This window comes from Streptomyces sp. NPDC048751 (assembly GCF_043198595.1).
GTDB lineage: Bacteria > Actinomycetota > Actinomycetes > Streptomycetales > Streptomycetaceae > Streptomyces.
In genome coordinates this window covers 144,751-164,494 of sequence record NZ_JBICUX010000017.1, presented here as the reverse complement: position 1 = coordinate 164,494, position 19,744 = coordinate 144,751, and the positions used below count along the sequence as shown (strand labels likewise).

Sequence of the window (19,744 nt, the reverse complement as noted above, 5' to 3'; positions counted from 1 at the left end):
GGGCGCTCACCCTATCGTGGAGCGCCCCTCCGGACCCGCCAAGTTGTACTATGCAACCATGAGTGGACAGGAGGTCAGGTGACCGCAGCCGACGCCGTCGAGACCATCCAGCGCGAGATGACGAGCTTCGCCCGCCGAGCCCGGGCCACGGCGGGCCGTATGCACCCCGAGCTCTCCCTCGTCTCGTACACCCTGCTCGCCCACCTGGAGGAGAGCGACGGCACCCGCGCCACCGACCTGGCCGCCCACTACGGCCTCGACAAGTCCACCGTCAGCCGCCAGGTGACCGCCCTGGAACGCGCCGCCCTGATCGAACGCCGCGTCGACCCCGACGACCACCGCGTCCAGCTCCTCCACCTCACCGCCGCCGGCCGCCACATCCTCGCCCAGGTGACGGAGAGCCGCCGCACCGCCTTCCGCGAGCGGCTGGCGGACTGGCCGGAGGAGGATCTGGAGAGGTTCGCGGCGTATCTGGTGCGGTACAACGCCTGGTCTGAGCCGGAGGGCTGAACCGGCCGCCTGATCCGCGGCAGCCTCCGGTTCACTCCCACTTTCGCCATTTGCCGTTTTCGCAGGGGTCTGGCTGGCTACCATCATGGCGGGCCACAGGGGTGCACCCGTCGTGTGTCGCCACGGCCCTGCAACCGGGGGGTGGCCATGAAACGGTCGGTCGTGTTCGTGCACGGCACCGGCGTACGCCGGCAGTCGTACAACGCGACCTTCGCGACGGTGCAAGCCGAGTTCCGCTCGATCCGGCCCGACTGGGACGTACGAGGATGCCTCTGGGGACCGGCGGAGGGCGCGAGGTTCACCCACGGCGGGGCCTCGGTTCCCGGCTACGCCAAGTCCGGCGGGGGCAGCAAGGAGGACGCTGCGGACGCCGCCGTCGCCGAGTGGGAAGTGCTCTACAACGACCCGGGGTACGAGCTCCGGCTGCTCGGCCTGCGCCCCGCGCCGAAAACGGGCGCCATCCGCGGCATCCCGCCCTCCAAGCGGTTCCTCACCACGGTCCAGGAGTACCGGCCGTCGGAGGAACTGCTGGCCCGACTGGACCGGCACGGACTGCGCGCCGACTTCGCCACGGCACTGGCCGAGGTGGCGGCCTCACCGGAGGTGCGTGACGCGGCCACCACCGTCGACCAGAACGGGTACGAGCACCGGCACACGGCGGCGAGGGCCGTCGTGGCGGGCACGCTCGCCACCGCGCAGTCCCGCGGCGCCGACACCCTCGCCGGTCCTGCCCGTGACGCCCTGCTCGCCGCTCTCAGCACAGAGCTGTCGGGCGGCAGCCGAGCGCTGACGGGCAAGGTGGGAAAGGCGGTGAAGACGTCCGCGCTGCGGTCGGCCACCCGGTGGACCGTGGACCGGCGTGGCGCGTTGAGCGACGGCGCGCTGGCGATGGTGGGCGACATCCTCCGCTACCAGGCACGCGGCGACGGCATCCGGCAACTGATCCGGCGCACCATCGAGCACACTCCGGGCGACCGGATCACCCTGCTGGCCCACAGCCTGGGCGGGGTCGCCTGCGTGGACCTGCTGGCCATGGAGCCCCTCGACCGCGTCGACCAGCTGATCACCGTGGGCTCCCAGGCTCCGTTCCTCTACGAGTGCGGAGCACTGACCGCGTTCGAACATCCGGACCCGCTTCCGGCGCACTTCCCGGCCGGGTGGCTGAACATCCACGATCCCTGGGACCTCCTCTCCTACAGCGCGGCGGAGGTCTTCGCCAAGCGCGCCTTCGACGTGGAGGTGTCCAACAACGGACAGCCGTTCCCTTACTCCCACAGCGCGTACTGGTCCAACGCCGAGGTATGGGACGCCATCCACGCATGGCTGGACTGAACCGCGGCGATCCCGACGCGATCCACGCGGTCATCGTCGGACTGGAAAAGTATCCGAAGGCCATCGAGATGACCCTGGCCGGGGCGGCCGGCAACGCCGTGCGCTTCGCGCGCTGGCTGCGCGAAGGGGGCGTACCGAAGGAGAACATCACGCTGCTGCTCTCCGTACTGGACGAGAACGAGGCGGCCGTCGCGAGCGAGGCCAAGGACGCGGACCTGGCCTGGCGGCGCGTCGGGACGGCCGACGACATCCGCACGGTCTTCGTCGAGGAACTGGCGTCCGTTCCCGGTGAACTCCTCTACGTCTACTGGGGCGGCCACGGGATCATGGGGAGGAACGGCGCGGAGCGGCTGCTCTTCACGCCGGACGCGTGGGCCGCCGACCTGCGCTGCGTCGCTGTCGAGGACCTGCGTCTCCACCTCATCCGCGACGACCTGCCCGGCTTCACCCAGCAGGTCTTCTTCATCGACGCCTGCGCCGCGTTCGAGGAGCAGTACCAACTGGACCAGCCTCCCGTACCCGTCCCGTTCCCCCGGCACGGGCGCGGGGAGGTGGAACAGTTCGTGCTGTACGCGGCCCGCGACGGCCAGGAGGCCGAGCAGGACCTCACGGCAGGTACGGGGCTCTTCACCAGCACGGTCCTGGACTGGCTGGAGGACCGGGCACCGCACCTGCGCCCGGATCTCACGTTGCTCGAACAGCACGTGCGGACGTGGTTCGAGGACCGCTACGCGAACGGGAGCCCGTCGACGCAGACGCCGACGGCCTACCATTACCGCGCCCTCGACAACGGCGCGCAGTTCGACACGACCTTCGCCCGCGTGGACGCAGCGGCCCTCGGGCAGGTCCGCGACACGCTGTGCAGGCATCTCAAGGACGACACCACCTGTCTCGAGTACGTGGACCGGCTCGTCGACGCCTGTGGCCCGTTACCGCCCGCCGTCAGGGACCCCATGAGCTGGTTCGCACGGGCCCTGTTGCACAAGCCCCGGGCGATGGCCGGCTTCGTCGAGGCTCTGACCAATGACGGGGCGAAGGAAAAGGTCATACAGGCGTTCCTCACCCTCGCTCTGCGCCACGGATCTCCCGGTCTGCTGTCGCCACGGGAGTACGCGGATCTGCGGGCCCTGCTCGCGCAGTGGCCCGCCCCTCTGCCACCGGCCGTGGTCAACACGCTGACCCAGGCCTCGGCGTCACGTTGCGGCGTGCAGGTGACGGCGGACGGGGCGCCGGCGCTCAGCCTGCCGCAGCTCATGGACCACATCGAGCGACTGGAGGAATTCCCCGGCGGGCGCAGTCAGGTGACGAAGGGGTTCAAGGTCCCCGCGGTCGTGGCGTTCACTCAATACCTCGTCTCCCACACCGGCACGACGAGGGTGTCCTACGCCCGGCGGAAACTGCTGGAGCAATGGGGCGACCGGGTAGCCGCGCGACTGCGGGTGGAGGCGGCCGAACTGGCCCGGGTCAAGGCGGAGGCCGCCGAGTGGGACGAGGCCCTCCACGCATCCCGCGCCCCCGCGCGCGTCGTCGTGCAGGTCTACCCCGAGGGCACGGGCGACATCTTCACCTGCGTGGTCTGGATCGACGCCGGCACCGGAGAGCTCTCCCGGTACGCCCACCCGGACAACGGAGTGCCCCTCAGTTCCGCGCAGGCCGTGGGTCTCATCGGACGGGCGGCACGCTCGCTCACCGAGCACGACGGCACCGAGCCGGTGGTGGAGATCGTGCTGCAGCACGACGACATCCTGGAGATCCCCGTGCAGGCGTGGGACGGCGCCGGCGGTCCCGCGGACGGGCCCGTGTTGCTCGGTGTCGAACAACAGATCACGCTGCGCTGTGCGCCCATGGCGTCCGTCGACAAGGAGGACTACCGCCGGTTCTGGCTGAAGAAACGGTGGTCGCGTCGTCTCCTGCCTGACGTCGTCTACCTCGACGAATCGCACACCGTCGAGGACCCCCGGGCGATGCGCGCCTACGCCACGCTGCGCACCAGCTCCGACGCGGCCCGGGTGGTGGTGCGCACCGGCCGAAGAGCGGGCGCCCTCCTCGTGCGGACGGCTCTCGCCCTGGGCTACCCCGTCGTCATCTGGGACACCGAGGACTCACGCGCCCTCACCGGCGGCGAATTCGCCCAGCTCCAACCGGAGGGCGCGTTGCACGAGCTGCCCGAACGGGTGCGGTCGTACTGGGCGCAGTCCCACCACGACCGCGTACGTCATCCCCTGCGGCCCGCCCTGCTCCTCGAAGACCACGACCGGGCGCTGCCCCCCGTGCTGTCCCTGACCCGAGAGTCCGCCTCCGAAGAAGAAGCGAGTTGCTGATGACTGGCCCGACCGGCACGGCCGCCGAGAAGCCCGAGTGGAGGATCTTCCAGGGTGACGGCAGGAAACGCACCGCCGAGATCCCGCCCGCTCCGCCCTGGCGTTGCTTCGAGGGCGACGGGGTGGGCGAGGTCCGCGCCGAGGGAGCGGGAGAGCCTGATGAGTCCGGGTACGTGATCGGCGACGCCGAGGTCGACGTGATCAACGCGGCCCTGCATCTACGGCGGCCGCTCCTCGTCACCGGTCACCCCGGCGTCGGGAAGACCTCACTGGCTGAGGCCATCGCCCACGAACTCGACCTGGGCGACGTGCTGCGCTGGCCGATCAACAGCCGCTCCGCGCTGCAGGACGCGCTCTACCGCTACGACGCCATCGGCCGCCTCCAGGAGGGCAGTCTGGCGAACGCCGAGGCGAAGAAAGCGCCGGACATCGGCAACTATGTGCGCCTGGGCCCCCTGGGCACGGCTCTCGTCCCGTCCGTCCGGCCCCGGGTACTGCTCGTCGACGAACTCGACAAGGGGGACGTAGACCTGCCGAACGACCTGCTCACGGTGTTCGAGGAGGGCTGCTTCGAGATTCCCGAGCTGTCCCGACTGCCCGAATCGCAGCCGGAGGTCGAGGTGTTCACGGCGGACCGGGGCAGGCGGGCCACGGTACGCCGCGGGTTCGTCCGCTGCTCGCAGTTTCCGGTCGTGGTGATCACGAGCAACGGCGAGCGCGACTTCCCGCCGGCCTTCCGACGTCGCTGTCTCCCGCTCCACCTGGACGATCCCCGCAAGGACCGGCTCCGTAAGATCATCGCGACGCATCTGGACGCGGACATGGCGGCGGCCGCGGACGATCTGATCGACACGTTCCTGGAGCAGCGCGAGCTCAAGGAACTCTCCACGGACCAGCTGCTCAACGCCGTCTTCCTGCGCGCCGGCGGAGCCCGACTCGCCCCCGACGGCCTTCTGCGGACCGTACTGCACCAGCTGAATCCCGGGGGGTGAACCGTGTCCGGGGAGCTGCGGCGCATCCTGGAGGCAGCCGGGCTGGATCTCAGCGTCGGGGAACTGCTGGACGCCCTGTGGCTGGCCACGAGGATGCCTCGCGGGACGGACGCGCCACTGGCACGTCGTCTGCGGGACGGCGCGGATGCGGAGGCGGCGGAGGGGCCACGGCCGGTCGCCCCTTCGGCCGTGCCGCCCGAGCCCGCGACCGGCACTGGCGGCACCTCCTCGGAAACCCTCGACGATCCCGGCGTCCGCCCCCGGTCGGCGACCGCCACCACGAGCCCCCAGGCCCCTGCGCCGGTCACCGGCGCTCCGTCCGCCAAGGCACCGCCCGGTGGGCCCGTGCGGCTGCCCGGGGGCAAGGTCCTGGGCAGTGAACTCGCCCTGGGCCGGGCCCTGCGCCCGCTCAAGCGCCGCGTCGCCGGCACCACCCGCACCGTCCTCGACGAGGACGCCACGGCCGCCGCGCAGGCCGACACCGGGATCCCGAACGTGGTGCTGCGTCCCCTGCCGGAACCCTGGCTGCGGCTCGCCCTCGTCATCGACAGCGAGATCTCCATGGTGCTCTGGGAGCGCCACTGCCGTGAACTGCAAGCCGTGCTGGAACACAGCGGTGCCTTCCGGCAGATCGAGATCCACCAGCTCGGGTACGGGACCCGGACGGAACCCCGCCGCACGAACGGGCCCGGCGTGTTCCTCGTGAGGCCGTGGAGCGGCAGCAGGGCCAACTCCCTGCCCACGAGCGCGCTGAACGACCCCTCGGGACGCACCCTGATCATGGTGATCACGGACGGTGCGGCACCCGCCTGGCGGGACGGGCGGATGCGGGCCGCACTGGAACAGTGGGGCAAGGTCGGGCCCACCTCGGTGTTCCACGTCCTGCCGCGCCACCTCTGGCCCGGCACCGGTGCAGCCGCCGACACCTGGCACGTCACCATGCCGCGTCCCGGCTCCCGCAACGCCGACTGGCACGTCACCGATCCCGTCCTGCCGCCGGACATGTCGTCCTTCGACCGGGTCCCGGTGCCCGTGGTCGAGCTGACGCCGAGCGGGCTGCGCGCGTGGGCGACCGCGCTCACGACGGTGGGGCTGCCCGTCCCTCTGCGCCTGTGGGAGCCGCGTACCTCGGCCACTCCCGCGGCCACCGCATCGCCCGCCGACGCCCGCACGTTCACCAGAACGGCATCACCCACCGCCGTACGACTGGCCGCCCACCTCGCGGCCGTGGCGCCGGTGACCGTTCCGGTGATGCGGCTCGTCCAGTCCTGCCTGCCCGGGCGCACCAGCACCGCGGCCCTGGCGGAGATCTTCCTGGGCGGACTGCTCCGGCCCGTGGCGGCGCCGCCCAAGGGGCCGATGAAGTACCGCCTGTTCGACTTCACCACGGAGGCGAAGGACCAACTGCTCGACACGGTTCCGCTGAAGGAGCTGGTCGCTTCGAGTCAGCGGGTGGGAGAGCGTGTGGAGCAACTGGTGGGGAGGTCGCCGGACTTCCCGGCCTGGCTGCTCGGTCCTGGGGCGGTGGGAGGGGCCGAGGGGGTGCCCCAGCCGTTTGCCCGGCTGGGGACGGCGATGCGAACTCGGCTGGGGCTGGACGAGCTCGAGGAGTTCTGGGACGAGGAGGAGGACGAGAGCGAGGACGAGGACGAGCCGGATGTGGCGCGGGAGCGCAGGAAGCCTGTGCCGTCGAGTCCTGCGGTGGTCATTCTGACCGCGTTGGCTGTCGAGTACGACGCCGTTCGCGCTCACCTCACCGATCCGGAGGAGTTGGTCCACGCGGACGGAACGCGGGTCGAACGCGGTCGGATCGACGGAGCGCCCTGGACGGTCGCGATCGCGGAGCTGGACGGAGGGGCCGAAAGAGCGGCCGCTGTCGCCACACGGATCGCCTCCTGGCTCCGTCCGGAGGCGCTGATCTTCGTCGGCGTCGCGGGTAGTTTGCGCGGGAGCGTCGGTCTCGGTGACGTCGTGGTGGGCACCAAGGTGTACGACCTCCACGGCGGCAGGGAGACACCCGAGGGGTTCGTGGTGCGTCCACGGGCATGGCTCAGTTCCCACAGCCTGGTGGACGCGGCCCGTTCCGCCGTACGGGACGTGGCCGATGTACGAGTCCACTTCGAGCCGCTAGCCGCCAGTGACGTTCTCCTGGCTGATGCCAGGCAGGACGGTGTCCGGCGCCTCCGCGAGCTTTCCAACGACGCCGTGGCGATCGAGATGGAGGGTTCGGGCGCCGCCCGCGCGGGTCATCTGAACGGGGTGTTGGACGCCCTCGTGATCCGCGGCATCAGCGACCTCGCCTACACGGACAAGCGGGCGGACAACGCCTCGGCCGCGCTGTCGCGCGCGGCCGCACAGGCCGCATCCGTGGCGATGGCCGTCCTGCGGAAGCACCGGCCGCGTGACGAGGAACCCCTGCCGCGTGCCTTGACCAGCCTGCCCCTGCCGCCTCCGCCTTTGGTCGGCCGCGAAGCAGAGCTGGACCTGCTCCTGCACGCCCTCGAACCCACTGGCCACGACGCTCGGCAGCTCGTGTCCGTCACCGCGGTCTCCGGCCTCGGTGGGATCGGGAAGACCGCACTGGCCACGGCAGCGGCGCACGCGGCTCTCGACAGGGGGTGGTTTCCCGGCGGAGTGCTCTTCGTCGACCTGCGCGGCCACGACGAGACTCCCGTCCCGGCCGGCCAGGCTCTTCTGTCGCTGCTGCGGGCCCTCGGTATCCCTTCGGACCACCTGCCCCCCACGGTCGAAGAGCGGGCGGCACTGTACCGCTCGGTGCTGGCGGTGCGGGACCCCATGCTGATCCTGGCCGACAACGCGTCGTCCTCCGAGCAGATCCGCCCCCTCGTCCCCAACGACAACCGGCACCGCCTCCTGGTTACATCACGCTCTTTGCTGCCCCAACTCGGGGCTCGCTTGGTCCGTTTGGGTCAGCTCTCGCACGTTGCGGCGGTCGCGCTGCTCGACCGGGCGCTCAGGGTGGCCGACCCGTCCGACAGCCGAATCACCGACGACTACGCGGTGGCCGGGCAGCTCGCGGCCCTCTGTGGTCATCTGCCGTTGGCGCTGCAGATCGCGGTGGCGCGACTCGCGGCGGACCCGGGACGGCCGGTGGCGTCGTTCGTGGCGGCACTCGCCACCTCCCGCGATCGGCTGTCCTTCCTCGACGACGGCGACCGCAGCCTCCGCGCCGCGTTCGACGCCTCCTACCGGCGGCTGCCCCCCGATCAGGCCCGTCTGCTGCGCTTGCTCGCGCTCGCTCCGGCTCCCGAGGTGGGCCCCGAGGTCGCCGCGGCGCTGTTCGGCCGTGCCGACTCTCCGGATCGGGTCCTGGAATCCCTGGCACGCGTGCATCTCATCGAGCGGGTGGGCGGGGCGTGGCGTGTGCCCGCCCTCGTGCGCGAGTACGGGTCGAGCCTGGTGGCGGCCGACCCCGGTCTGACCGAGGAGGGTGAAGCGGCGCGAGAGCGGGTGCTGGAATCGTATTGCGGGTGTGCGGAGGCGGCCGACGACCGACTTCGATGGCGGCCGGGGCTTTCGGATCCGGGTCGGTTCGCCACGAGGGCCGAGGCTCTCGCATGGTTGGACGCGGAGAGGGCCGGTCTGGTGACGGCCGTGCAGTGGGCGCGGCAGCAGCGCTTCGCCGACGCGGCGATGCGGCTCGCCGGGTCCCTGACGGAGTACCTGTCGTGGCGGCGGCACTACGACGACTGGCTGGCCGTGGCCACGGCCGCCCGGGACGCGACCTACCGTGGTGGCGACCACTCCATGGAGGCCGCCGCACTGAACAACCTCGGCCGAGCCCTGCATGAGGCTGGGCACGTGGACGAGGCCATCGACGCCCTCACCCGAGCACGCGACCTCTACGGATCCATCGCCGATGCCCGCGGCGAAGCCGCCGCGCGGACCAACCTCGGCCACGCCCTGCGCAAGGCGGGACGTCATGACGAGGCGATCGCCGCCCTCACGGGGGTACGCGAGATCCACCGAGTCCTCGGAGAACCCCGCGGCGAGGCACTCGCGTGCAACGGTCTTGGCCTAGCCCTGAGTGCGTCAGGTCGTGCGGACGCGGCTGTCGACGCCCTGACCAGTGCCCGCGACCTCTTCGCGGCCGTCGGCGACCGCCACGCCCAGGGCGTCACCTTGATCCACCTCGGGCAGGCCCTGGACATGGCGCACCACACGACGGAAGCGATCGCCGCGTACAGCGCCGCCACGGACCTCCTCCGAGAGTCCGAGGACTGGTATCGGGCGGGCCGGAGTCTGCGCAGCCTGGCCCTCCTGCACGCGGCCTTGGAAGCCCCCTCCCAAGCCCGCACCGCGTGGCTCCGGGCCGCCGACGCCTACGACCGGGCCGGCGCCCCTGCCGAGGCCGCGGAGGCCCGCAGCCACGCCGAGCAGACCACCTGAGAGACGCCCGCTAAGACACCGCCACCACCCGCCCCTCCCCCAGCCGCTCCGGTGCCCGTGCCGCCAGGAACGCGGTCGTGCGGCGCAGGCGGAACCCGAGGGACTCGTACAGGCGGATGGCGCCGGTGTTCTGGGCGCCGGTGTGGAGGAAGGGGGTCTCGGCACGTTCACGGATCCCGTGGGCCACCGCCAGGATCAGGCGCGTGGCCAGGCCCTCCCCCCGGAAGGACGGATCCGTGCAGACCGCGCTGATCTCGGTCCAGCCCGGCGGGTGGAGGCGTTCGCCGGCCATGGCGATCAGGGTGCCGTCGCGCCGGATGCCCAGGTAGGTGCCGAGTTCGATGGTGCGGGGCAGGAAGGGGCCGGGCTGGGTGCGGGCGACCAGGTCGAGCATCTCGGGGACGTCGGCGGGGCCGAGCCGGATCGCCTCCGGGTCCGGCGCGGCGGCCAGGCCGTCGTCCACGAACTGCGCGCCTTCGATGCGGGAGGTGATCTCCCAGCCGTCGGGGACCTCCCCGCCGAAGCCCGGCAGCGGCACCTCGGCGCCGGGTCCGGCGAGTGCCGCGAGGTCCGCCCAGTCGTCCGCGTCCGGCTCGTCGGGCAGGGCGAGCCACGGAGAAACGTCGAGGGGGTAGCGCAGGACCCGGCCGCGCCGCTCGGCGAAGTGGGCGTGCGGGCCGGTGAGGGCGGCGAGGGCCGGGTTGTCGAGGATGTGCGGCTGGGCGGGCGCGGGCTTGCTCATGTCGCGGCCCCGCTCTCGACCTCGGTGTCCTGACCGTCGTACTCCGTGACAACGTGCGCCTGTGGCATCGTTCGCGTTCTCCTTCGCTGTCGCCGTCCGGCCGGTCGTAGGCTCCACCGGCTCGGCACCAGGAGCCAAGAACGCCAGTTCGGCGGCTATTCCCGGGGCGCGAGGGTGTTCATACGGCCTTCATGAGCGAGGGGCGGGCGGCGGTCCGGGCACTCCTGACATGCACGTACGGTGGAACGCATGCACGTCACCCGAGGCTTCACCGGCCGCCCCCGCGTCACCAACGCCGGGCTGCCGCCCGGTCAGTACGACACCGGCGACGACTGGCCGGTCCTGTCCGCCGAGGTCACGCCCGACCTCGCGCCCGCGGAGTGGACGTTCCGGGTGGACGGGCTGGTGGAGCGGCCGCGCACCTGGGACTGGGACGAGGCGCACGCGCTGCCCGCGTCGGAGTACGCAGGTGACATCCACTGTGTGACGGGCTGGTCGAAGTTCGGGGTGCGGTTCGGGGGCGTGTCCCTGGACGCCGTCTGGGAGGCCGTGCGGCCGCATCCGTCCGCGACGCACGCCGTGGCCTACTCGCACACCGGGTACACCGCCAACCTCCCCCTGGCGGACCTGACCGGCAGGCGGGCCTGGATCGCCTTCACGTACGAGGGGAAGCCGCTCGACCCCGAGCACGGCGGCCCGGCGCGGCTGCTGGTGCCGCACCTGTACTTCTGGAAGAGCGCCAAGTGGATCGCGGGCATCCGGATCCTCGACCACGACGAGCCGGGGTTCTGGGAGCAGAACGGCTACCACGCCCGCGGCAATCCCTGGGAGGAGCAGCGGTACTCCGGTGACTGAGACCACCATGCCCCCGGCCTTCACTCCCCCGACGCGGTTCGCGGTGCCCGGGCGGATCCCGGTGAGCGACCGGGCCGCCGCCGAGTGGCAGACGGCCACGCTCACCGAGGTCCGCCGCGAGACCCCGCGCGCTTCCACCTTCCGGTTCGCCGTGCCCGCCTGGGCCGGGCACCTGCCCGGACAGCACCTGATGCTGCGGCTGACCGCCGAGGACGGGTACGTGGCCCAGCGGCACTACTCGCTCGCGTCCGCGCCCGACGACTCCGGGCACATCGAGCTCACCCTGGACCACGTCGACGGCGGCGAGGTCTCCGGCTGGTTCCACACGGTGGCCCGGGTCGGGGACCGGGTCGAGGTGCGCGGCCCGCTGAGCGGGTTCTTCGCCTGGCCCGGCGACCGGGCCGCCCTGCTGATCGGCGCGGGCTCCGGCGTCGTACCGCTGATGGCGATGGTGCGGCACCACCGGGCGCGGGAGCTGTCCGTGCCGCTGCGGCTGCTGGTGTCCGCGCGCGGCCCCGAGGACCTGATCTACGCGGCCGAGTACGGCGCGGAGACCACGCCCGTGTTCACGCGGAACGCGCCGGAGGGGGTGCCGGTGGGGCGGCTCGCCGCCGCCCATGTGGCACCGTTGCTGGCCGAGGAGCCGCCCGGTGGCTGGGAGGCCTACGTGTGCGGCTCCAACGCCTTCGCCGAGCACGCCTCGCGGTTGCTGGTGGAGGCGGGCCAGCCCGTGGAGCGGATCAGGATCGAGCGGTTCGGCTGAGGAACTCCCCGGCGCATTATCAGGCGAAAAACCCGACTCTTCCTGTTTGTGCATGTTGGGTGAAGGATGTCATGTGAGCGGGGTACGACATCCATGTGGGCACTCGTACGCGTGACGGCGAGGAGGTCGACATGCGAACCCGGGTGCACGGCGCAGGCCGGCGTCCCAACCCTCTGCGACGCCGGTGCGACGTCGTGGAGAGGTGGACGGTGCTGATCGTGGCCGTCCTGCTGCTGGTGGGTGCGCCGCTGGCAGGTACGGTGGTCGGCTGGTGGGCTCATGACGAGGCACGGACGGTCGCCGCGCAGCAGCGCGCGGACCGGCACCGGGTGCGTGCCGAGGTCGTCGGCAGGACGCCGGACAGGCTGCCCTCGGTGGAGGGCGGCGGGGAGCAGTCGTACCGAGTGACGGTGCGCTGGACGGAGCCCGGGGAGCGGCCGCACACGACGAAGGCGACCGTGCCGGCGGGGACACGGACCGGTGACAGGGTCGACGTGTGGTTCGACGCCCGGGGCCGCAGTGTCGATCCGCCGCTGGGAGAGTCCGCGGTCTGGCAGCACACCCTGGCCATGGGCACCGTCGCCGCGGGCGGTGCCGCCGCCGTGATCCTGCTCGGGCACCTGGTCGTCCGCCGCGTCGCGATGCGGCACCGTCTGGACGAGTGGGAACGCGAGTGGGCCCGCACGGAGCCGGAGTGGACGCGCCGCCGCACCTGAGGCCCACCGAGATCCGACCACCCGTGACGGCCGCCAGGCCGTCTGGTCAGTGGTCCGACCACCCACGTACCGTGTGATCATCCGCACGCTCTCTTCACCACGCTCTTCACAAAGGCGGTTGTTGATGGCCCTGTTCGATCTCCCCCTCGACGAGCTCCGCGAGTACCGCAGCAAGTCCGCCGAACCGGCGGATTTCGACGCATTCTGGTCCAAGACGCTCCAGGAGGCCCGCGAGCACGATCTGGACGCCCGCTTCGAACCCGTCGACACGGGCCTGAGCACCGTGCGGGTCTTCGACGTGACGTTCGCCGGGTACGGCGGTCACCCGGTCAAGGGCTGGCTCAAGCTGCCCGCGGGGGCCGAGGAGCCGCTGCCGCTGGTCGTGGAGTTCATCGGGTACGGCGGCGGACGCGGCCTGCCGCACGAGAACCTGCTGTGGGCGTCGACCGGCCGGGCCCACTTCGTGATGGACACCCGGGGCCAGGGCAGCGGTTGGGGTGGCGGAGGCGCCACGGCGGATCCGGTGGGCGCCGGGGTGTCCTACCCGGGCTTCATGACCCGTGGCATCGAGGCGCCCGAGCAGTACTACTACCGCCGGGTCTTCACCGACGCGGTACGGGCGGTCGAGGCGGCCCGGTCGCACCCGCTGACGGATTCCGCGCGGACGGTGGCGATCGGCGGCAGCCAGGGCGGCGGCATCACCCTCGCGGTCGGCGGTCTGGTCCCGGACCTGGTCGCGATCGCGCCGGACGTGCCGTTCCTGTGCGACTTCCCGCGCTCGGCGACGATGACGGACCGTCACCCGTACCGTGAGATCGGCCTGTTCCTCAAGACGCACCGGGGCCGCAAGGAGGACGCCCTGCGCACCCTCTCCTACTTCGACGGCGTCCACTTCGCCGCGCGCGGCCGGGCGCCGGCTCTCTTCTCGGCGGCGCTTGAGGACCAGACCTGCCCGCCGTCGACCGTGTTCGCCGCGTTCAACGCCTGGGCGCACGACGACAAGGCCATCGAGGTGTACGAGTTCAACGACCACGAGGGCGGCGGCCCCTTCCACGAGGAGGCCAAGGTGCGCTGGCTGCGGTCGTACGCCTGACAGGTACCGGAGTGGCCGGTGACCTTCCCCGCCGTCCGACCAGTCGGTATGTTCGGGGGCGTCCGGGTCGCGCTGTCGCGGCCAGGCTCCCGGCGGACGACGGAGGGCACATGTCACAACCGCAGCCACAGGTCCACGGCCACTGCGACGCTCACTTCGCCTCGGTGCGCACGGCGTTCGAGGAGAACTTCCGCGAGCGGGGCGAGCTGGGCGCCGCCCTCGCGGTCACCATGGACGGCGTGACCGTCGTCGACCTGTGGGGTGGCTGGGCCGACTCCGCCCGCACCCGGCCGTGGGAGCACGACACGCTGGTCAATGTGTGGTCGACGTCGAAGGGCCCGGTGGCGCTGTGCGCACACCTCCTCGCCGACCGGGGCCTGCTCGACCTCGACGCGCCGGTGGCCGCGTACTGGCCGGAGTTCGCCGCGGCGGGCAAGGAGAAGGTCCTCGTACGGCATCTGCTGTCGCACCGCTCCGGCCTGTCCGGGCTGCGTGAGCAGCACTCGCTCGACCAGCTCTACGACTGGGAGCTGACGACCGCCCGGCTCGCGGCGACGGAGCCCTGGTGGGAGCCGGGGACGCGGTCCGGGTACCACGCGCTGACGTACGGCTTCCTGGTCGGGGAGGTCGTACGGCGGGTGTCGGGGCTGCTGCCGGGTGCCTTCCTGGAGCGGGAGGTGACCGGGCCGCTCGGGATCGACTTCACCGTCGGGCTGCCGGAGAAGGAGGCAGGGCGGGCCGCCGAGCTGGTGCATCCGCCGGCCACGTCGAGCAGTGAACAAGCCGCGGCCTTCAGTCAGTTGACGCCGACCGCGATCGCCGCGCTGGCCAATCCGGTGGTCGGCGCGAGTCAGGCCAACACGCCCGAGTGGCGGGCCGCGGAGATCCCCGCGGCGAACGGCCACGGCACCGCGCGCGCCGTCGCGGCACTGTACGGGATCTTCGCGGGCCGCGGGTCGTACGCCGGCCACCGGCTCCTCTCCCCGGAGGCGGCCGAACGGGTGCGCGAGGGGCAGGGCGGCTGCCGTGACCTGGTGCTGGGCGCCGGGTTCGGGCACGACACGGAGATCGGGCTCGGCCTGTGGCTGAGCGGGCCGAACGGCTCGTACGGGCCCAACCCACGGGCTTTCGGCCACGACGGTTTCGGTGGTTCCTGCGGTCTGGCCGACCCCGAGGCGGGGGTGTCGCTGGGGTATGTGATGAACCGGATGGGTCCTCGCATCGCCGACGACCCACGGAAGATGGCGCTGGTGGAGGCCCTTTACGGCGCGTTGTAGCGGGACCGGCGCGCCACGACCATCCGGACGCGTGGGCTTCCGTCGCCCCTCGTCCCGAACTCGGGCAGGGCGTGCAGGTCCACGCGGAACCCGGCGCGCTCCAACTCCCGCCGTACGTCGCCGAGTCGGAAGGCGCGGTAGTACATGACGAACGGCGGCCGCCAGAGCGCGTTGCGCACCCGCATCACCGCGTCGAAGCCGAGCAGCATCCAGAACGCCGGGGACGAGGGGCGGGGCGGGGCGAGGACCGGGAAGGCGAAGGTGCCACCGGGACGCAGCACGGAGTGGACCTGGTCGAAGAGGCCGGGGAGTTCGCGCGGGAGGAAGTGCCCGAACGCCCCGAAACTCACGACGAGGTCGAAGGCGGGCCGGAACGGCAGGGCACGGGCGTCCGCGCGCACCCACGCCACGCGCGTGCCCGCTGCCTCGGCGTGCCGCCTCGCGACGTCGAGCATCCCGGCGCTGAAATCGACCCCGGTCACACTGCCTCGGCACACCCGCGCCAGCACGTCCGTCCCGGCGCCCGTGCCGCAGCACAGGTCGAGTCCGTCGGCGTACGGTCCCGTCCGCTCCAGCGCCGAGGCGACGGCGGTGAGCACCGCGTCGGGCGTACGGAAGGGTGTGTGGTCGAACTTGGGGGCGAGCAGGTCGTAGCCGTGCTGCACGGACGACAGCGCCTGGACCGCGAGTTCGCGCAGGGTGGGGCCTTCGGGGCTGAACATCCGTGTCACCCCTGGGTCACGCGCTGCTCGAGGACGGTGCGTACGCGCTCGCACCAGCGCAGGTTCTCCTCCTCGAAGGAGATGCCGGCCAGGAGCGTCAGGTACGGCCCGACGCGGTCGGCCTCGCTCAGGTACTCCTCCTCGGTGCGGCCGTCGAGAAGACGTTCACGCACCCGGCGGTAGCGGTCGAGCTTGCCTTGGGCCCAGGTCATGCGTTCCTCGATGAGTGCGTGGGTCGTGCGCGGGTCCCCGCCGTCCATCGCCTGGACCTTGATCATGAGTTCGTCGCGGATGGCGGTGGGCCGGCGCGGCGGCGCCTCGGCGAAGCCCCGCAGGTCCTCCCGGCCGGTCTCGGTCAGAGTGAACATCCGCTTGTTGGGCCGCCGTTCCTGCTGCACGACCCGGGCCTCGATCAGCCCGTCCTGCGCGAGGCGCTCCAGTTCGCGGTAGAGCTGCTGGGGCGTCGCGGGCCAGAAGTTGGCCAGGGACACGTCGAAGAGCTTCGAGAGCTCGTATCCCGAGGCCTCGCCCTCCAGCAGGGCGGCGAGGACGGCGTACTTGAGGGACATGTGGACACCGTAACAGCGGGTGATTATTCTCTTTGACACCTACTCAATTAATTGACCACGAGGTGATCCGATGCGCGCGTTCCGTGAGGCGGTCGAGGCGGGCGATCTCGACGCCGTGGAGGCGCTGCTGGCCGAGGACGTCGTCTTCTCCAGCCCCGTCGTCTTCAAGCCGTACCCGGGCAAGGCGATCACCACGGCGATCCTGCGCGCGGTCTCGGAGGTCTTCGAGGACTTCCGGTACGACCGGGAGCTCACCGGCGCCGACGGCCTCGACCACGCGCTGGTGTTCACCGCGCGGGTCGGCGACCGCGAGCTGAGCGGCTGCGACTTCATCCATGTCGACGAGAACGGCCTGATCGACGAACTCACGGTCATGGTCCGCCCGTTGTCGGGCGCACAGGCCCTGGCGGCGGCCATGGGCGCCCGGTTCGAGGAGATCGCGAAGGACGCGGAGGCGCGGTCCGCCGTGAATTCGTGAGCGCGGGTTCACAACGGCTGGAGTACAGGGGCAGACGGCAGGGCGGGCACAGGCCCGCCCTCTCCGGCGAGCGCCGGGAATACGAAAGACCCGGGCGATGTTGACCGCATCAGAACGGCCCGTGTCGTAGAACAGCGTGTCGTACAACAGCGGCAGGTGTTACGCTGCTGCCAGCACTCGTGCACGCCCCGTCGTGGGCGCCGGTGCCGACTTTTCTCAGTCCGCTGAACCGCACACCGATTCCGGTCTGTCCGTTCAGCTCTCCACACACCTCGTGAGCAGTGCTTTTCCGCCGTACCCGAGGTGATGTTCTCCGCCGCCCGGAGCCTGTGCGACACGGCTCCCCTCGCGGCTTCTCCCCCTTCCCTCGCATGTCTCATGCCGCCCGTCCTGGAAAGGACCACCGTTCATGACCACCACACTCGAACCCCCTCCCGTACAGCAGCAGGCCCAGCCCCAGACCCAGCCGGTGACCGGTGTCCTCGACATCGACGGCAGCGGGAAGGGGCACCTGCGTGCCGCGCACTGCCTGCCCACGCCCGCCGACCCGCAGGTCTCCCCCGCGCTGATCCGCCGCCACGGCCTCCGCAAGGGCGACCTGGTCGACGGCGTGCGCGGCGGCCGGAACTCCGTGACCGAGGTCGAGCTCGTCAACGGTCGCGCGCCCGAAGAGCTGCGCGGCCGCCGACACTTCCGCGACCTCACACCGCTGCACCCCCGCGAGCGGATCCGCCTGGAACACCCCGCGTCCGGGCTGACCGGACGGGTCGCCGACCTGATCGCACCGGTCGGCAAGGGGCAGCGCGGGCTCATCGTGGCGCCGCCCAAGACCGGCAAGACCGTGCTGCTCCAGCAGCTCGCGGCGGCGATCGCCGGCAACCACCCCGAGTGCCGGCTGATGGTGGTGCTGCTCGACGAACGCCCCGAAGAGGTCACCGACATGCGGCGCTCCGTGCGCGGCGAGGTCTACGCCTCGACCTTCGACCGGGCGCCCAAGGAGCACATCGCGCTCGCCGAACTCGTCGTGGAGCGGGCCAAGCGGCTCGTCGAGGCCGGCGAGGACGTCGTCGTCCTCCTCGACTCGCTCACCCGGCTGTGCCGGGCCCACAACAACGCGGCCTCGTCCAGCGGCCGCACCCTCAGCGGCGGTGTCGACGCGGCCGCGCTGCACGGCCCCAAGCGGTTCTTCGGCGCCGCCCGTCTCGCCGAGGAGGGCGGCTCCCTCACCATCCTGGCCACCGCCCTCGTCGAGACCGGCTCCCGCGCCGACGACTACTACTTCGAGGAGCTCAAGAGCACCGGCAACATGGAGCTCCGCCTGGACCGCGAACTCGCCTCGCGCCGGGTGTTCCCGGCCGTCGACATCAACCCCTCCGGCACCCGCCGCGAGGAACTCCTCCTCCCCCCGGCCGAGTTGACCGCCGTCCGCGGACTGCGCCGGGCCCTGCAGACCCGTGACGGACACGCCAACGTGGAGACGCTGCTGGAGCGGATGCGGCAGACCCCGGACAACGCGACCTTCCTGCGCCGGATCCAGCCCACCCTGCCGGGAGCCTAGTGCCGGGCCGGTAGTGTCGTTGATCGTGAACCGACGACGACAGAAGAAACTGACGAAGCGTCTCGTCTTCGCCGCGATGCTCGGCAGGAGCGCGGAGGTCCGCGCGCTGCTGCGGGCCGGGGCCGATCCGCGGATGCCCGACGTCGAGGGCACCACCCCCCTCTACGCGGCCTCGGTGCACGGTGCCGCCGACATCGTCCGCCATCTGCTGGCGGCCGGCGCCCCGCCGGACGCCGAGAGCGGACACGGCTCGGAAGGCACTCCGCTGTGCGCGGCGGCCTGCTGGGGCCACACCGAGGCGGTGCGCGCGCTCCTCGATCACGGCGCCGACCCGAACCTCCGCGAGGACCACGGCACCGGTCTGACCCCGCTGGACTGGGCGGAGAAAGGGCCTTACCCCGAGACGACGGCGCTGCTGCTCGCGGCGGGGGCCCGTCCGCGCGAAGAAGCCACCTGACCCGTCCGCGCGCACGCACCGCCACATGCGGCATCCGGGTGCTCGCGCGCGGCGTTCGGCGCGGTCGGCGCGGTGCCGGAGAGGTCCGTTTCTACGTTGATCATATGACTATCGGATTCTCATCCCGGGTGGCCGCGTCGACCTGCGCGGTCTGCGCGGCGGGTGTCCTGGCCCTCACCCCCGTCGCGGCGGCCGCACCGAGCGGAACCGACCCCGGAGCGCCGGACCGGCCGAGGACCGCGGTCCCGCACCCCAGCCTGCTCCAGCGCCACGGCACACTGGTCCGGCCGCACCCGGGGGCGCCCAGGGTCCCGGAAATCTCCGCGCTGTCGTGGCTCGTGGCCGACGCCCACACCGGCGCCGTGCTCGCCGCGCACGACGCACACCGCAGGTTGCCGCCCGCCAGCACGCTGAAGACGCTCTTCGCCCTCACGGTGCTGCCGGTCCTCCCCGGCGGCGTCCGGCACCTGGTCAGCACGGAGGAGTTGGCGGGCGTCGGGCCCGGCAGCTCCCTCGTCGGTGTCGCCGAGGGACACGCCTACCGGGTCGACGACCTGTGGCACGGGGTGTTCCTGAACTCCGGCAACGACGCCGTGCACGTCCTGGCCGCGCTCAACGGCGGCTGGCGTGCGACGGCCGCCAGGATGCAGTCAAAGGCCCGCTCCCTGGGCGCCCGCGACACCCATGTCCTCTCCCCCGACGGCTACGACACCCCGGGCCAGGTGTCGTCGGCCTACGACCTCGCCGTGTTCGGACGGGCGGGCCTGCGCAACCCGGACTTCGCCCGGTACTGCGGCACGGTCCAGGCCGGTTTCCCGGACCGGCGCGGCGGGACGCACCCGATCCTCAACACCAACCGCCTGCTGACCGGGGCCGACGGAGTCGAGCGGTACCCGGGGCTGATCGGCATCAAGAACGGCTACACCAGCGAAGCGGGCAACACGCTCGT

16 protein-coding genes and 1 pseudogene are annotated in these 19,744 nt (G+C 71.9%); 14 read left to right on the top strand and 3 right to left on the bottom strand.

All coding sequences use genetic code 11. The annotated features are described in order from the left end of the window. Positions 1-78: 78 nt before the first annotated feature. The 5 genes from ACGFNV_RS39435 to ACGFNV_RS39415 all read left to right on the top strand — a co-directional run bounded on the left by ACGFNV_RS39435 (position 79) and on the right by ACGFNV_RS39415 (position 9,565). Positions 79-510, top strand: a complete 432-nt coding sequence (locus ACGFNV_RS39435) for a MarR family winged helix-turn-helix transcriptional regulator (RefSeq protein ID WP_393629508.1) — start codon at positions 79-81, stop codon at positions 508-510. Between the two features lie 147 nt (positions 511-657). Then, positions 658-1,842 carry a hypothetical protein gene (locus ACGFNV_RS39430; protein ID WP_393629506.1) on the top strand — a complete coding sequence of 395 codons (1,185 nt, stop codon included), beginning with the start codon at positions 658-660 and terminating at the stop codon, positions 1,840-1,842. Then, positions 1,830-4,163 (top strand): caspase family protein, encoded by a 2,334-nt coding sequence (locus ACGFNV_RS39425; protein ID WP_393629505.1) that lies wholly within the window; start codon positions 1,830-1,832, stop codon positions 4,161-4,163. Before ACGFNV_RS39430 ends, ACGFNV_RS39425 begins: the two co-directional genes overlap by 13 nt. Continuing rightward, positions 4,163-5,155 carry an AAA family ATPase gene (locus ACGFNV_RS39420; protein WP_393629503.1) on the top strand — a complete coding sequence of 331 codons (993 nt, stop codon included), beginning with the start codon at positions 4,163-4,165 and terminating at the stop codon, positions 5,153-5,155. The genes ACGFNV_RS39425 and ACGFNV_RS39420 overlap by 1 nt, the downstream gene beginning before the upstream one ends. A 3-nt stretch (positions 5,156-5,158) precedes the next feature. After that, a complete protein-coding gene (locus ACGFNV_RS39415; RefSeq protein WP_393629501.1) occupies positions 5,159-9,565 on the top strand; it encodes an SAV_2336 N-terminal domain-related protein in 4,407 nt (1,468 codons plus the stop codon). Positions 9,566-9,575: 10 nt separating this feature from the next. Here the strand turns inward: ACGFNV_RS39415 and ACGFNV_RS39410 are convergent, their stop codons facing one another. After that, entirely contained in the window at positions 9,576-10,307 is a 732-nt protein-coding gene (locus tag ACGFNV_RS39410; RefSeq protein ID WP_393629499.1) for a GNAT family N-acetyltransferase, read from the bottom strand. 249 nt (positions 10,308-10,556) lie between these two features. Between ACGFNV_RS39410 and ACGFNV_RS39405 the strand changes: the two genes are divergently transcribed. The 5 genes from ACGFNV_RS39405 to ACGFNV_RS39385 all read left to right on the top strand — a co-directional run bounded on the left by ACGFNV_RS39405 (position 10,557) and on the right by ACGFNV_RS39385 (position 15,011). Further along, entirely contained in the window at positions 10,557-11,162 is a 606-nt protein-coding gene (locus ACGFNV_RS39405) for a sulfite oxidase-like oxidoreductase (protein ID WP_393629497.1), read from the top strand. 7 nt (positions 11,163-11,169) lie between these two features. Continuing rightward, a complete protein-coding gene (locus ACGFNV_RS39400; protein ID WP_393629527.1) occupies positions 11,170-11,925 on the top strand; it encodes a ferredoxin reductase in 756 nt (251 codons plus the stop codon). 131 nt (positions 11,926-12,056) lie between these two features. Next, positions 12,057-12,641: a hypothetical protein gene (locus tag ACGFNV_RS39395; protein ID WP_393629495.1), complete on the top strand. Its 585-nt coding sequence runs from the start codon at positions 12,057-12,059 to the stop codon at positions 12,639-12,641. Between the two features lie 124 nt (positions 12,642-12,765). After that, on the top strand, positions 12,766-13,734 hold the full coding sequence (locus tag ACGFNV_RS39390; RefSeq protein WP_393629493.1) for an acetylxylan esterase: 969 nt from the start codon (positions 12,766-12,768) through the stop codon (positions 13,732-13,734). Between the two features lie 110 nt (positions 13,735-13,844). Beyond that, the gene (locus tag ACGFNV_RS39385) at positions 13,845-15,011 is read left to right on the top strand and encodes a serine hydrolase domain-containing protein (RefSeq protein WP_393629492.1); all 1,167 of its coding nucleotides are present in this window, start codon (positions 13,845-13,847) and stop codon (positions 15,009-15,011) included. Here the strand turns inward: ACGFNV_RS39385 and ACGFNV_RS39380 are convergent. Beyond that, complete coding sequence (locus tag ACGFNV_RS39380) at positions 14,996-15,733, bottom strand: class I SAM-dependent methyltransferase (protein WP_393629491.1); 738 nt, start codon at positions 15,731-15,733, stop codon at positions 14,996-14,998. The two genes, ACGFNV_RS39385 and ACGFNV_RS39380, sit on opposite strands and share 16 nt — an antisense overlap. A gap of 5 nt (positions 15,734-15,738) precedes the next feature. After that, complete coding sequence (locus ACGFNV_RS39375; protein ID WP_393629489.1) at positions 15,739-16,302, bottom strand: PadR family transcriptional regulator; 564 nt, start codon at positions 16,300-16,302, stop codon at positions 15,739-15,741. Positions 16,303-16,372: 70 nt separating this feature from the next. Here ACGFNV_RS39375 and ACGFNV_RS39370 point away from each other — a divergent pair, with 70 nt between their 5' ends. The 4 genes and pseudogenes from ACGFNV_RS39370 to ACGFNV_RS39355 form a co-directional block, all read left to right on the top strand. Beyond that, a complete protein-coding gene (locus tag ACGFNV_RS39370) occupies positions 16,373-16,780 on the top strand; it encodes a nuclear transport factor 2 family protein (protein WP_393629488.1) in 408 nt (135 codons plus the stop codon). Between the two features lie 409 nt (positions 16,781-17,189). After that, complete coding sequence (rho, locus tag ACGFNV_RS39365) at positions 17,190-18,338, top strand: transcription termination factor Rho (RefSeq protein ID WP_393629487.1); 1,149 nt, start codon at positions 17,190-17,192, stop codon at positions 18,336-18,338. Positions 18,339-18,363: 25 nt separating this feature from the next. Next, positions 18,364-18,795 (top strand): ankyrin repeat domain-containing protein, encoded by a 432-nt coding sequence (locus ACGFNV_RS39360; RefSeq protein WP_393629485.1) that lies wholly within the window; start codon positions 18,364-18,366, stop codon positions 18,793-18,795. 104 nt (positions 18,796-18,899) lie between these two features. After that, a pseudogene (locus tag ACGFNV_RS39355) lies at positions 18,900-19,736 on the top strand (D-alanyl-D-alanine carboxypeptidase family protein); the annotation flags it as partial. Positions 19,737-19,744: the final 8 nt, after the last annotated feature.